Origin of the sequence: Streptomyces sp. RFCAC02 (assembly GCF_004193175.1) — a bacterium.
GTDB lineage: Bacteria > Actinomycetota > Actinomycetes > Streptomycetales > Streptomycetaceae > Streptomyces.
In genome coordinates this window covers 3,297,308-3,310,554 of the sequence record NZ_SAUH01000001.1, presented here as the reverse complement: position 1 = coordinate 3,310,554, position 13,247 = coordinate 3,297,308, and the positions used below count along the sequence as shown (strand labels likewise).

At 73.5% G+C, this 13,247-nt stretch carries 9 protein-coding genes; 3 read left to right on the top strand and 6 right to left on the bottom strand.

From position 1 onward, the window contains the following. Nucleotides 1-7: 7 nt before the first annotated feature. Together EMA09_RS15475 and EMA09_RS15470 are read left to right on the top strand one after the other, a co-directional pair. A complete protein-coding gene (locus EMA09_RS15475; RefSeq protein WP_129841614.1) occupies nucleotides 8-271 on the top strand; it encodes a hypothetical protein in 264 nt (87 codons plus the stop codon). Then, the gene (locus tag EMA09_RS15470; protein ID WP_129841613.1) at nucleotides 268-513 is read left to right on the top strand and encodes a hypothetical protein; all 246 of its coding nucleotides are present in this window, start codon (nucleotides 268-270) and stop codon (nucleotides 511-513) included. Before EMA09_RS15475 ends, EMA09_RS15470 begins: the two co-directional genes overlap by 4 nt. A gap of 42 nt (nucleotides 514-555) precedes the next feature. On the opposite strand, the gene EMA09_RS29000 is transcribed toward EMA09_RS15470, so the two are convergent. Genes EMA09_RS29000 through EMA09_RS15455 form a run of 4 tightly spaced genes read right to left on the bottom strand, consistent with a single transcriptional unit; the run spans nucleotide 556 to nucleotide 7,090 of the window. Then, nucleotides 556-2,013 carry an FtsK/SpoIIIE domain-containing protein gene (locus EMA09_RS29000; RefSeq protein ID WP_240796414.1) on the bottom strand — a complete coding sequence of 486 codons (1,458 nt, stop codon included), beginning with the start codon at nucleotides 2,011-2,013 and terminating at the stop codon, nucleotides 556-558. Beyond that, entirely contained in the window at nucleotides 2,010-5,189 is a 3,180-nt protein-coding gene (locus EMA09_RS15465) for an FtsK/SpoIIIE domain-containing protein (RefSeq protein WP_240796413.1), read from the bottom strand. Before EMA09_RS15465 ends, EMA09_RS29000 begins: the two co-directional genes overlap by 4 nt. 27 nt (nucleotides 5,190-5,216) lie before the next feature. Beyond that, nucleotides 5,217-6,551 (bottom strand): hypothetical protein, encoded by a 1,335-nt coding sequence (locus EMA09_RS15460; protein WP_129841612.1) that lies wholly within the window; start codon nucleotides 6,549-6,551, stop codon nucleotides 5,217-5,219. Continuing rightward, nucleotides 6,548-7,090, bottom strand: a complete 543-nt coding sequence (locus EMA09_RS15455) for a sigma-70 family RNA polymerase sigma factor (protein ID WP_129841611.1) — start codon at nucleotides 7,088-7,090, stop codon at nucleotides 6,548-6,550. Before EMA09_RS15455 ends, EMA09_RS15460 begins: the two co-directional genes overlap by 4 nt. A gap of 437 nt (nucleotides 7,091-7,527) precedes the next feature. On the opposite strand from EMA09_RS15455, the gene EMA09_RS15450 reads away from it, so the two are divergent. Beyond that, nucleotides 7,528-8,235 carry an acyltransferase gene (locus EMA09_RS15450; protein ID WP_240796412.1) on the top strand — a complete coding sequence of 236 codons (708 nt, stop codon included), beginning with the start codon at nucleotides 7,528-7,530 and terminating at the stop codon, nucleotides 8,233-8,235. On the opposite strand, the gene EMA09_RS15445 is transcribed toward EMA09_RS15450, so the two are convergent. After that, the gene (locus EMA09_RS15445) at nucleotides 8,217-8,657 is read right to left on the bottom strand and encodes a hypothetical protein (RefSeq protein ID WP_129841609.1); all 441 of its coding nucleotides are present in this window, start codon (nucleotides 8,655-8,657) and stop codon (nucleotides 8,217-8,219) included. The genes EMA09_RS15450 and EMA09_RS15445 overlap by 19 nt on opposite strands. Before the next feature lie 2 nt (nucleotides 8,658-8,659). After that, complete coding sequence (locus EMA09_RS15440) at nucleotides 8,660-13,105, bottom strand: DUF6531 domain-containing protein (protein ID WP_346655832.1); 4,446 nt, start codon at nucleotides 13,103-13,105, stop codon at nucleotides 8,660-8,662. Between the last annotated feature and the right edge of the window lie 142 nt (nucleotides 13,106-13,247).

The window sequence follows — 13,247 nt, the reverse complement described above, 5'->3', positions numbered from 1 at the left end:
GAACCCGATGAGTGCCGAGCCCCTGCGTACCATCACCGGGGACGGGCGTGAGATCACGCTTCCCGCCACGATCCGGGGCATCCGGGAGGCGCTTCCCCCGGAGCGGCGGGACGAGTTCACCGAGGCCGTCGAAACCGCCGGGGTCCACGACATCCACGCCGTGATGCGTTCCTGGATCATGGAGCTCCTGGAGGCGGAGGACCCCGGCCTGCGACAGGACCTCGATGCTCTCGCCCGTCAGGAGCACGACCGACAGGCCGGGGCCGCATGACCTACCGCATCGCGTACGACCCTGTCGCGGAGAAGCAACTCGCGGCGGTTCCCCAGCGGCGTCGCTCCGCGTTCGAGAGGACACTCGGCCGCACGGTCGCCCGGGATCCGTACGGCCATGGCTCATCCCAGGTCCACGGTGACCGCGATCGCCGGGACGCCACTGTCGAGGGCATCATCATCCGCTACTACGTCAGCGGATCCGTCCTCACGATCACCATCGTCCGCCTCCTCGCGGTCTGAGGAGCCGTGGTGCCGACCCGGCCGGGTCGGCACCACGGCTTTCTACTGCAGGACCGCCAGCGGGACCTGGACGGCCAGGGCGCGGCCCGTGCCGTCGCCGGTCCAGCCGCGGCCCGGGATCGTCAGCGGGCGCAGGTGCTGGGCGCCGATGCGCGCGCCGATCAGTTCGCCCTCGACGATGCTGCGGGGACCGAGCAGCACACCGCTGCGGCCCCGCCGCATCAGACCGTGCCAGCCCATCGTCGACAGGCCCTCGGCCGGCCCGGCCGCGAGGACTGCCTGGTTCCGCTCCTGTCCCGAGGTGATGACCCGCCGCAGCGCGCGGTCGGCCCCGCCGGACGCGAGCAGGTCGCAGTCGTCCACGACCACGACGACCGGCTTGCCCGCCATGTCCTCCAGCGCCTTCTCGATCTGGTCGGCCGTCGGGTCGCCGCCGAAGACCCGCGCCAGGCCGTGCTGGGCGAGCTGCCGCAGGGGCGAGTCGCGCGGCGTGAGGACGAGCAGCGACGTGCCGCCCATCAGCAGCGACACGCACATCCCGGCCAGTGCCGTGGAGCGTCCCGAGCGCGGCGGTCCGACGACCAGGTAGGTCGGCGACGCGTGCGCGAAGTCGTGGAACATCGGGGCGATGTCGTCGCCGCCGAGGCCGACCAGCGCGCGCAGGGGACGCTTCTCCCCGTCGGGCAGGCCGTCCATGACGTCCTGGAAGGCGACGGCGCCGGGGAGGACGCCGACGGGGAACGGCCGCCGCGCGTCGTCGATCGCGGCGTCCCTGGCCCTGGCCTCCCGCCCGATGGCCCGCAGCGCGTCGGCCTGGTCGCCGTTCTTCGACGACTCCGGCACCGGGAGCTGCAGGATCTGCGTCTCGATGCCGCCCGGCGCGAACCAGCCGCGGCCGGCGGGGAGGTTGTCCGGCACGTTCTTGCGGTCGACGCCGACGACGGCGAAGTCCATGCGGTCGGACTGGCGCAGGAGGAGCCGCTGGTCGTTGTGCTGGCCGGCGCGGGTGCCCAGCAGCATGCGCTCCGAGGTGGCGACGACGTGGACACCGGCGGTGGCGCCCTCGCGCAGCAGGCGGAACAGTTCCTCGTTGAGGCGGCCGCCGTCGTACTTCTCGATCGTGTCGTACAGCGCGTCCCAGCCGTCGATCAGGACGAGCAGGTGCGCGGGGCGTTCGCCGCGCGGCAGCTTCAGACGCAGCTCGGTCAGGGAGTTGACGTCGTGCTCGGCGATCAGCGCCTGCCTGCGGTTCAGGTCGGCGATGAGGCGGCGGATGAGCCGGTCGATGCGCTCCGGGTCGTGCCGGGAGACGACGGCGCCGCAGTGCGGCAGCTCCTCGACGACGGACAGGCCGCCGCCCGCGGCGTCCAGGCCGTAGATGTGGACCTGCTCGGTCGTGAGGTACATGCCGACGGAGCCGGCGAGCGTCCGCAGCGTCTGCGTACGGCCCGACCGGGGCGCGCCGATGATGTAGAGGTGGCCGAAGTTGTTCAGGTTCACGTTGCCCGGGATCTGGGCCTGCCTGCTGGGCAGGTCGTAGTAGGCGAACGGGATCTCCCGCAGCCGCGCGCCGCCCGGCTTGGAGCCCTCGGGGGCGGGGGCATCGTCAGGTGCGACGGCATCGGCGGCAGCCAGGGCCGGGGCTGCGGCGTGAAGTCCGGCAGGGCGTCCGCCGCCGCGCGCAGGGCCTCCACGAGGACGCTGAGGTCGGTCGGCGGGTCCTGGGCGACCGTGGGCTCCGCGTCGTCGTCGGCCTCCGCTCCGTCGTCGTGGACGGGCAGGTTCGCGGGCCGGCCGAGGGTCTGCCACTCCAGTTCCGCGCGGCGTATGACGCGCGGCGCCAGGGTCTTCACGGCTTCCGTGTCGTCGCTCTCGGGGAGGGCCCGCTCGGCGCCGACGTAGGCGGTCTGGAACGGTATGGGCGGCCCGTCGCCGCGCCGGATGAGGGCGCGGCCCGGTGTGGCGGGCGAGATGCCGGCGGCGGCCGGCGTGTTGATGACGTCCTGGCTCTCGGTGGAGTCGGTGACGCGCAGCGCGATGCGCAGGTTGGTGTTGGCGCGGATGTCGTTGCTGACCGATCCGGCGGGGCGCTGCGTGGCCAGGATGAGGTGCAGGCCGAGTGAACGTCCGCGCTGGGCGAGGCTGATGAGGCCCGGGACGAACGCGGGGAGTTCCCGCACGAGGGTGGCGAACTCGTCGATGACGAGGATCAGGCGCGGCAGCGGCGGGAGTTCGGGGTCGCGGGAGCGTTTGGCGCGGTACTCGCGGTGGTCCTTGACGCCGACCTCGGCGAGCACCTCCTCGCGGCGGCGCAGTTCGGCGTTGAGTGACGCCAGGGCGCGCTGCACGAGGTGGCCGTCGAGGTCGGTGATCATGCCGAGCGTGTGCGGGAGTTCCTGGCACTCGCTGAACGCGCTGCCGCCCTTGTAGTCGACGAGGACGAACGTCAGCTCGTCCGGCCGGTTCATGACGGCGAGGGACGCGATCAGGGTCTGGAGGAGCTCCGACTTGCCGGAGCCCGTGGTGCCGGCGATGAGGCCGTGCGGGCCGTGCTGGGTGAGGTCGAGGACGGTGTTGCCCTCGAAGCCCGAGCCGATGATGAACGCGGTGGAGGCCGGATGCTTCTGCCAGCGGGCGATCAGCGCCCGCGGGTCCGGCGGCTCCTGGCCGAGCAGCGGGAGCAGCCTGACCTCGGACGGCATGCCGGCGTCGCCCTCGACGGTGACGTCGCGGATCGGCGTGAGCGCGCGGGCGACCTCCTCGCACCAGGCCGGGTCCACCAGGTCGGTGCGGATGTCCGTGACGGTGCGGACGTGGGAGCTGCGCAGCGACAGCCGGTTGCCGTCGGCGGTGAGGACGGCGGTGCACTCCTCGGGCAGCGAGTGCTCGCGCTCGTCGAGGCACAGGCTGAAGATGCGGACGGAAGGACCCTGTGTGAGGACGGGCACGACGCCCGGCACTTCCCGCAGGCGCCAGGCGCCGTCGAGGACGACGAGGATGTCGGCCATGCCGCCCATCGCGGCGCGGCCGTCCCGGGACTGTGCCGCCTCGGTCCGCGCCTGGATCTCGGCGTACAGCTCGCTGACGCGCTGGGCGGTGGTCTCGGAGTCGTTGCCGATGGCGACGACCGACGCGCCGGGGCGGCCGGACCGCAGGTGCGGCAGCCAGCGGACCCACGCCCAGTCGTCGGCGTGCTTCTCGTCGGTGAGGACGACGATCCGCAGGTCGCGGGGGCTCTGGAGGACGGCGGACTGGATGACGTGCCAGCGGGCCAGGGCGCGGGCCGAGCCGGGCGTGCCGGTGATGCCGACGACGCCCATCTGCGGCATGTCCACGCTGAGGGGCACGTCGGCGAGCCGCCAGTGGACGGAGCGGTGGTTGCTGTCCCGCACACCGTCGTTGATGCTCTTCAGGGACGCGCGGGCGATGGTGCCGACGCGGAGGGTCAGGTAGTCCGCGTGGTGGCGGCGGCGTTCCCACAGCTGGTGGCCGGGGCCGAGGGCGGTGAGGCGGACGGCGGCGGGGTCGGGCGACGCCTCGTTGCGCTGGAGGCGCTCCTCGACGGTGGCGCGGCGCATCTCCAGTTCGAGCGCGGAGCGGCGCAGCCGGAAACGGCGGACCGCTTCCTCGTGCTGCTTGCGGTTGGCGCGGCGGCCGGTGAGCCAGTTGCCGACCGCCATGATCGGGGTGAAGAAGATCAGGACGAAGAAGTAGAGCGACCGGATCAGCACCATCATGGTGAGGCCCATGATCAGGGGCGACATCATGAGCATGAACGGGAACGGCCTGCGGCTCGGCGGGTTGGGCGGCCCGGGCAGGTTGATGTTCTCGGCGTCGAGGTGCGGGGTGATCCGGGGCGGCCGGCTGTACTCGACGGTGAGGCCGTCGGCGGACAGCTTGACGGCGGCGTCGGGCACGTACGGCGGGCACAGGCGCAGGAGGTGGTCGCCGAGCGCCAGGTCGGCGTACAGCGGCCAGTCCTCCGACCCGTCGGTGGGCGGCAGCAGTTCGCCGGGCCGCGGCAGCGGCGGGAGGGCGGGCGCGCCGTCGGGTCCCGGCGGGGCGGGCTCTGCGCTGTGGCCGCCGGGGCCGCCGTCCTCCTTCCCGGCCGGCTCCTCGTCGGTCAGGGGGGTGCCGGTCTCCGGGTCGACGGGCGGCGGCGGGGTGAGGCTGCGCAGGCCGCACCGTTCGGGGTCGGCGCCCCGGGGGAGGCGGAGGCTCGCGCTGCCGTCGGCGTGCACGGTGACCCAGGTGCCGCTGGTGGGCACGCCCTCGTCGTCCCACTCGGCGGCGGGGTCCGTGCCCGTGTCGGGCAGGCGTATGACGCAGCCGCGGTCGGTGCCCACCTCGTAGGTGCCGGGGCCGAGGCGCCACAACCCGCCGGCGCCGGGTCCTGACACATGGCGCAGCTCCAGCAGGACGGGGTCGTGCGGGGACGGGCGCCAGCCGTCGACGCCGGGCGCGTCGTGCACGGGCGCGTCGAGGCCGAGCAGCGCGCCGTCGCGGACGCCGCCGGTGCCGAGCGGTTCGTCGGACTCCAGCAGGCGGTCGCCGAGGTAGAGCCGCGTGCCGTCGAGTGCCGCGGCGAGTTCGCCCGCCGTGGTGTCTCCTGGCAGGTCGAGCAGGTGGTCCGCGCGGCGGCCCTGCGCGTCCGCGGTGGTGATCGTGAGCTTCACAGGCGGTCCAACCGGGGGTCGGTGGGGTCAGGGACGGGGGGTGGGGGAGGTGCGGGGGGACGGCGCGGCGGGGGTTCCGGCGGGCTTGCGGGTACGCCGGCGGCGGGCGGCGGACCCGGCCTTCCGTTCCTCCTCGCGGGCTTCTTCGCCGTACTCCTCGGGCGCGGCCTCGCGTGCGGGCGCTTCCTCGCGCTCCTCCTCGTACGCGTCGTCGCGCTCGGCGGCCGGGGGGCGGGTGCCGGCGCCGGCCGGGGCGGCCCAGGTCTCCTCGGCGTCCTCACCGGCGAGGGCGACGGCCTCCTCGTCCTCGTCCAGCTCGGCGAACGCGCGCTCCGGGCGCACCGTCACGCCGCCGGTGGGCGGGGCGGGCGGCAGGACGGGCGGCAGGTCCGGCAGGACGCGGGCGATGGCGCGGGCCAGCGCGTTGCCGCCGAGGACGAGCGGGGTGCCGAGGAGGGTGATCGTGCCGTGCCGGTCGGTCAGGAGGCTGCGGCGGTGGCCGCGTCCGGTGCCGCGCAGGAGGATCCGGGGTCCCGGCGACACGTCGGGGGATTCGGCCAGTTCCGGCGGCAGCGGGTCCGGCAGCTCGGTCGTGACGAGGACGGGCGCGATGCCGAGGACGTGCGGCAGGTCGCGGGCGGTGCGGTAGGCGGTGCGGATGGGCGTCCCGGCGTACGCCCGGTGGACGTTCTCGGCGACGACGACCTGGCCGTCCGGCAGGCGGGCGTCGAGCTGCGCGGCGACGGCCTGGTGCAGCGCGGCGGCGGCGCGGCGCTCGCCCTCGACGGTGAGGAGGGCCGGGCCGGTCGCGACGTCGAGGAACGCGCAGCACCCGCCGCTCTCGCCGACCGCGACGAGGACGGGGTACGGCAGGTCGGGGACGGGCACGACGGGCGGCAGGTCCTGACGGGCGATGGTCCAGTGGTCGGGGCCGTCGTCGGGGTCGTGCCACCACGGGCCGTCGGCGGGCTCGGGCACGTCGCGGCCGGCGAGCAGCACGGTGGCGGTCTCGTCGTCGACGAGGACGGCGTACGGCGTGGCGCCGACGGAGGCGGCGGCGTGCCGGGCGGCGGCGACGGCCCGTTCGGCGTCACGCCAGGTGGCGGGCGTGCGCAGGCCCCGGACCAGCAGCGTCAGCGCCTTGCGGTGGCGCGACCAGGCGCGGAACGGGGCGGCGAACGCGGCGCCGGTGACGGCGAACTCCCGCTTCACGCGCCGCGTCGCCGCGGCCCAGCCGCCCTGGCGCATGGCGAGCCAGCGGATGATCAGGAACACGATCAGCAGGGCGGCCAGCACACCGGCCACCCGGAAGATGGTGTCCCGGTGCTGCGATATGAACTCGAAGGGGTCCGTGTTCCTCATGCCGCTCGGATCTCCCGCCGCAGGGCTGACAGGGCATAGTGCACGCGCGACTTGACCGTACCTTGCGGTATGCCGAGGTCGCGCGCGGCCTCCGCGCCGGAACGGCCGTGGAGGTGGATGTGGACGAGTACGGCGCGGTGTTCGGGGGTGAGGCGGGCCAACGCGGCGGTGACCAGCATGCGGTCGGCGACACGGTCGGCCATCTCGGTGCCGTCGGCGGGCTGTTTGAGCAGCGGGGACGGCACCATGCCGGCGGGCAGGGCGCGGTCGCGGCGGTGGGCGTCGATGGCGAGGTTGCGGGCCACGGTGTGGAGCCACGCGGCGAGGCGCTCGTCGTCCCCGTCGCCCGCCCGTCGTGAGTCGGCGAGCCACGCCCTGAGCATCGTCTCCTGCACGATGTCCTCCGCGCGGTGGGAGTCACCCGCCGTCAGGCGGAGGACGTAGCGGAGGAGACGGTCGCGATACCGCTCGGCCGCCGGGAGTCCGGCGGGGCGGCGTATCGGGATGTCGGGGGAAGTCGCTTGGGTGGCGGTGGTCATTGATGTGCTCCAACGAACCCTCTGTGCGCATACGCGGGACTGCGGAGAGCGGCGACCTGACGGTGTTCCACGTACGGGTACGGATTTCCGACTATCCGGGCGCGCGGAACGGAAGAAGCTCAAGGAAAGCTCTGAAACCTGTGGTGCCCGGCCGGTCTGCGGGCCGCCGGCGGAGGCGGCTGTGCGGACGGACGGACGAAGGCAGGCGACATGGACGTGGCTCCGACGTGGTGCGAGGGGACGCGCACCAGGCTAGGGCCGTTGGTCCTGGTTGAAAGTCTCACTTTCATTGCGGACGCGATCGAGAAGCGACGGAACGGTCGTTTCCGGAATTGACACCTCCGGCAACGAGTGTGACGTTGACCACAACGAACCCGATCGGTCCCGCGCCGTATTCCGACCGTTCACCGTTCGCACGCGCTGTGTACCGTGACCCGGTGCCCCTGATACCCCGCGCACTGGCGGCCTGGCGGCGCCGTACCGCGCACCGCGCCGTCCACGCGGCGCTGCGCTTCGCACGCGACGCGGGCGCGGTGACGGCCGAGCACACGGCCGGACTGCGGTTCGGGGCGATCGGCCCCGGCACGCGGCTGGCGTTCCCCCAGGGCACGGTCTTCGGCGAGCCGTGGATCCGCCTGGGCGCGCACTGCGTCATCGGCGAGCACGTCACGCTCACCGCGGGCCTGGTGCCCGGCCTCGACCTCGGCCCCGACCCGGTCCTGCGGATCGGCGACGGCGTCGTGATCGGGCGCGGCGGCCACGTGGTCGCGGACCGGGCCGTCACGATCGGCGACGACTGCTGGATCGGGCCGTACGTCTACATCACGTCCACGAACCACAGTTACGACGACCCGCACCGGCCCGTCGGCGTGCAGTGGCCGCGCATGGCTCCGGTGACGATCGGCGCGGGGAGCTGGATCGGGACGGGCGCGGTGATCCTGCCCGGCAGCGCGGTCGGCCGGAACGCGGTGGTCGCGGCCGGCGCGGTGGTGCGGGGCGAGGTGCCGGACCACGCGGTCGCCGCGGGCGTACCGGCACGCGTCGTGCGCCGCTGGACCCCGGACGGCGGCTGGGAACCGCCCCTGCGCACACCGCCCCCGACCCCTCCGGCGTCCGACGGCGCCCGTCATCTCCGGGGCGGGTGACTCCCGTCGTCCGGGTACAGGCGGGCGATCAGCTCCTCGGCGCTCGCCGCGATCCCGGCCCAGCCCGCCGGCCCCAGGTACAGCACACGCGGCGTCTCCGCGGACCCGCGGTAGTCCAGCACGACGGGCCTGTCAGGACCCAGGTCGCCGATCACGACCGACCGCGCCGGGTCGAACCCGGGGTCGCCGTGCTGCGGGCCGCCGAACTCCCCGGCGGCGGACAGCCGCTGCCAGGACGCGTTCTCGGCGAGCAGCTTCGCCTCGTCGTAGAAGAGCGGCGATTCCGCGTCGTCGTGGAAGACGGCCCGGTACACCGGGTCGTCCGCGCGCGGCGCGACCCACGACCCGGCACGGACACGGGCCACCAGAGCAGGGGGGAGCGGCAGCCCGCCGACGACGATTCCGGGACTCCGCTCCGGCATGGTCACTCCCGTATCACCGGGAGGCCCGTGATGGCCTCCAGCGTCTCGATGATCGCCTCACGGTGTTCCACCGGCGCGGCCGGGTCCCCGAAGTGCCGCCAGTTGACGCTCACGGAGTGCCAGCCCACTCTCAGTCCTCCCTCGGCGCGGATGGCGGTGAAGGCCACCGTCTCCACCGACCATTCGAACACCCTCGCGTTGACCTGCCCGTGCCCGCCGTTCCGTCTGACGAGAGCGCCGGGCTCACTGCTGAGCCAGGCTTCCAACTGGCGTGTGACCGGGTGGTACAGACCGTTGAAGCCGTCACCGAACGCGCGGGCGGTGATGGAGGCGAGGTTCTGCTCGACCGTCTGCGACGTCGAGATGATGCCGTTGCCGCACGGGGTGAGACCCAGCGGATCGCACCACACCTGCGGATTGTGCGGATACGTGTAGGGGTTCGGCTGCGGGGCCAGGCCGAGCGGATCGGGCGTCACGTAGCGGCCCGTGGCCGGGTCGTAATGCCGCTGGTGGTTGTAGTACCACCCGGTCTCCTCGTCGGCGTACTGGCCCGGGAAGCGCAGGGGCGTGCCGCCCCCCGCCGCGGCGGCGCCCCACAGGGACGTGCCGCCCCGCCACGCCGTCGAGCCGTCCTCCGCGATCAGTTCGGTGGGCATGCCCACCAGGTCGGTGACGATGGCGTAGAACCGGCGATCGATGCCGTCGTCCGCGCGTTCGGTCTGGGCGACCGGGTGCAGCCCGTCGTGGTCCCAGGTGACGGTGGTCCCGTCGTCCTCGCCGCCCGATGCGGTCTGTTCGACGAGAACGGCGTCGAGCCAGGTGAAGTCGGTCCGGGCGACGGGGGTCCCGTCCGCGCCGAGGCGCTCCTTCGCGACGCGCCGGCCGAACGGGTCGTACAGGTAGCGCCACGCGGTTCCGTCCGGTGTGACGACCCCGGTGAGGCGGTCCTCCTCGTCCCAGGTGTAGTGCCACACGTCCGGCTCGCGCGACAGCCGCTTCACCGCGCGCATGACGGTGCGCCCCGCGGCGTCGTACGTGTATTGGACGCCGCCGGCACGTGTCAGGAGCGTCCCCCGGTACTCCCGTACGCCGGTGGCGGGCGTCTCGGCGGCACCGGCGGACCAGTGCGCGGCGGTCTGGTTCCCCGCCGCGTCGTAGTCGTACCGCTCGTCGCCCCGCGCCCCCGCCACCGTCAGGACACGGCCGGCGGGGTCGAGGCGGAAGCTCGTCGTGCCCGCGGGGTCGGTGACCGCGGTGGGGTGGCCGTCCGCACGGTAGGCCCAGCGGTGGTGCGCGGCGTCCCCCGGCATCCCGGCGCGGGACAGCCGCCGGCCCACGAGCCGGCCGGCGGCGTCCCACTCCTGCTCGCCCCGCAGGAAGCCGCCGACGTCGCGGGTCACCTCGCGGCCCAGCGCGTCCCGCCCGAACGTCAGCTCCCGCCCGTCCGAGCTGAGCCGGACCGGGTTGCCGGCACCGTCGTAGTCCCATGTGCTGGTGTGTCCGCGGGGAGTCGTCCGGGAGACGGGCTGTCCCGCCGGGTCGTACGTCACGCTGACCGTCCGGCCGTTGACCGTCTCGCCGATGAGCCGGCCCAGCGCGTCGTAGGAGCGGCGCAGGTCCACACCGGGCGCCACGGCGTGGACGGTCCGTCCGGCCGCGTCGCGGGCGTAGGTGGTGGTACGGCCGTCGGGCAGGACACGGGCTGTCAGGCCGCCGACGGCGTCGTAGCGGTAGCGGACGGTCTGCCCGGCGGCGTTCGTGCGGGCGACGACCTGCCCGGCCGCGTCGTGTTCGAAGCGGGTGACCCTGCCGTCGAAGTCCGATTCGGCGATGACGCGTCCCGCCGCGTCGTGCCGGTAGTCCCACGTACGGCCCGCCGGGTCGGTGATGCGCGTGATGCGCAGCTCGGTGTCACGCTCCACCGTGCAGCGGGCGCCGTCCGGCCCCTCGTGGGCGACGGGGAGGTCGAAGGCGCCGTACAGCGAGCGCGTGACGCCGCCCGCCGCGTCGGTGTGGGAGAGGCAGTTGCCCTCGCCGTCCCACTCCCAGCGGCGCTCGCCGCCCGACGGGTCCACCTCCCGCAGCGGCTTGCCCTCGACCGTCCAGGAGAGGATCCGCGTCCCGCCCAGCGGGTCGTGGTGCTCGGTGACCCGGCCGAAGGCGTCCCGCACGAAGCGCGTGGCCGCGCCGAGCGGATCCGTGACGGCCACCGGGAGTCCGGCGGCGTCACAGGTGACGAGCAGCGTGCGGCCCAGCGGGTCGGTGACGGACGCGGGGCCGCCTCCGGGGTGGTGGGTGAACCGCGTGCGGTTGCCGGCCGGGTCCACGAGAGCCGTGCGGTTGCCCGCGGCGTCGTACTCCTGCGACCAGGTCGTCCCGTCGGCCTCGACGGTCTCGGTGGGGAGGTCGAGCGCGTTGTGGCGGAAACGTATCTCCGCACCGTCGGGGCGGGTCAGGACGGTGACGTTGCCCCGCTCGTCGTACGCATGGCGTGTCGTGCGGCCGAGCGGGTCGGTGACGGTCTGGAGGCGGTCGTAGCGGTCCCACTCGCGGGTGGTGGTGTTGCCGAGGGGATCGGTCTCGGCGATGAGCTGGTAGGAGTCGTTGAACTGGTAGACCGTGTCGTGGCCCAGGGAGTCCGTGACGACGGTCCGGTGGTTCTCCGTGTCGTACGCGTACCGGTACTCCAGGACGCGGTCGGTGCCGGTGTTGAACACGCAGCGGCCCTCGGCGTCGTACTCGTACGCGTACCAGTAGCCGTTCCGGTCCTCCCACCGCACGAGCCGGGACCGGTCGTCGTAGGTGAGTCGCAGCGGGAGACCGGAGGAGTTGCGGACGGCGGACAGGGATCCGGCGTCGTCGAACTCGTACGCGGTGATCAGGGGTTCGTCCGGGGCGCTGAGGAGACGCAGCGCGGTGACACTCCCCCGCGTGGTCACCACGCCGACGCGGTACCCGCCGGAGTGTTCGATGGCGGAGGGGCAGCCGGCCTCGTCGTAGCGGAACCGCAGGTGGTTGCCGTTCCGGTCGGTGACGACGGTGAGCGGAAGCTCCGCGCCCGGACGGCCGGGAGTGGGGGCGAACTGCAGTGTGCGCCCCGAGGCGCCGCACCGGACCGTCAGGGGTGATCCCGGTCCGCCGTCCCAGGACAGGCCCCACCGCGGCCCCTCGACGGGCATGACGGGTTCTCCGTCCGGCGTCGGGCGCGGGTACACCAGGACCATGCCGTCCGCCGTGAACAGCCGGGCGCCGTGCTCGTCCAGGACGAGACGCTGGTCGAGCGTGGATGCCCAGGAGGTGCCGAACGAGCGGCCGTACCGGTAGCCGGATATGTGGTGGCGTTCGACGACCAGGGGCAGGACACCCGGAAGGTCCAGGTCGACGGCGGACATGAGCAGCTCGCCGGTGGCCGCGTCGACCGGGTCGCCGCAGACGGTGCGGCCGTTCATGGGGATGCCGCGGCCCCGGGTGCGGCGGCCGAGGCCGAGGGCGCCCTGGCGGAGGCCGCGCATGCCGGTGCGGGCGGCGGCGAGGCCGCCCTTCAGGCCCCGGGCGAGGCCGCCGAGGGTGGTGAGGCCCTTCATCCCGGGGATGCAGTCCAGGCCGGCGAACGCCACATCGAGGAGACCCGCCCTGCCCTGGCCGTATTTGATCAATGTGTCGGCGAGGACGACGAGGGCGGCGGCGAGGACCACCCAGGTGAGCGGGCCGCCGATGATCATCACGACGATCCCCAGGACCGCGACGACCACCTTGCAGACGTCGACGATGGTGTCCCAGTTCTCCGTCACCCAGTGGATCGCGTCTTCCCACCACTTGCGGTTCTGGATACCGGCGTCGGACGCCTCGTCGATGTCACGGGCCGCGTTCCGTGCCGCCTCCTCCCGCATCTCCCGCGCCTGCTCCGCCAACTGGCGGGCGGCATCGAGACGGCCCTGCGCGTCGTCCACCCGCCCCTGAGCAGACTCCTGCGCCTGCTGCGCCGCCTGCCGATCACGCGTCGCAGCACGCACCTCGGCATCGTCCGGCGGCTCCGCACCCTCCCCCTCACGCTCCAAACGGTCCGCCTCATCCCCCGCACGCGACACCCAATCCTGCGCATCACCCAAAGCGCTCTGCGCCGCCGTCAGATCGGCCTGCGCGGCGATCGCACGCTCCAGCGCACGATCCGCATCCCCCTGCGCCGTCTCCAGCTTCGGCCAATACGTCTGCAACGCCTGCGCACACAGGTCGTACGAGTCCTGCAGCTTGGTCAGATTCTCCGGAACACCGTCGAACTCGTCCCGGAACGCATCAGCCGACAACCCCGACCAGTCCTGCACCGCACGATCCCCGGCAAGCCCCCGGATCTTCCCCAGCGCCTCACCGACACCGTCGGCAAACGTCTGCAAATCATCCGCAAGCGTCCGGACCTCGTCCGGATTCCCGGGGGTCGGATCCGACTCCATCCCGACCGGACTCCAGTCAGAAGCACGCCCCACGAGGAAACTCCCTGTCCGTCCATGGCCGGGACTCCGCGCCGGATCCGGAGACTTGACCGCGTCCGCGCGGTGGGGATCGCCGTGCCGGGCCGAAGGAGTGGGCGGCCAT

What these genes read in the sequence shown, in the direction of transcription:
- EMA09_RS15475 (WP_129841614.1), top strand. Translation starts at nt 8, where the DNA reads ATGAGTGCCGAGCCCCTGCGTACCATCACCGGGGACGGGCGTGAGATC.
- EMA09_RS15470 (WP_129841613.1), top strand. Translation starts at nt 268, where the DNA reads ATGACCTACCGCATCGCGTACGACCCTGTCGCGGAGAAGCAACTCGCG.
- EMA09_RS15460 (WP_129841612.1), bottom strand. Translation starts at nt 6,551, where the DNA reads ATGAGGAACACGGACCCCTTCGAGTTCATATCGCAGCACCGGGACACC.
- EMA09_RS15455 (WP_129841611.1), bottom strand. Translation starts at nt 7,090, where the DNA reads ATGACCACCGCCACCCAAGCGACTTCCCCCGACATCCCGATACGCCGC.
- EMA09_RS15445 (WP_129841609.1), bottom strand. Translation starts at nt 8,657, where the DNA reads ATGCCGGAGCGGAGTCCCGGAATCGTCGTCGGCGGGCTGCCGCTCCCC.
- EMA09_RS15440 (WP_346655832.1), bottom strand. Translation starts at nt 13,105, where the DNA reads ATGGAGTCGGATCCGACCCCCGGGAATCCGGACGAGGTCCGGACGCTT.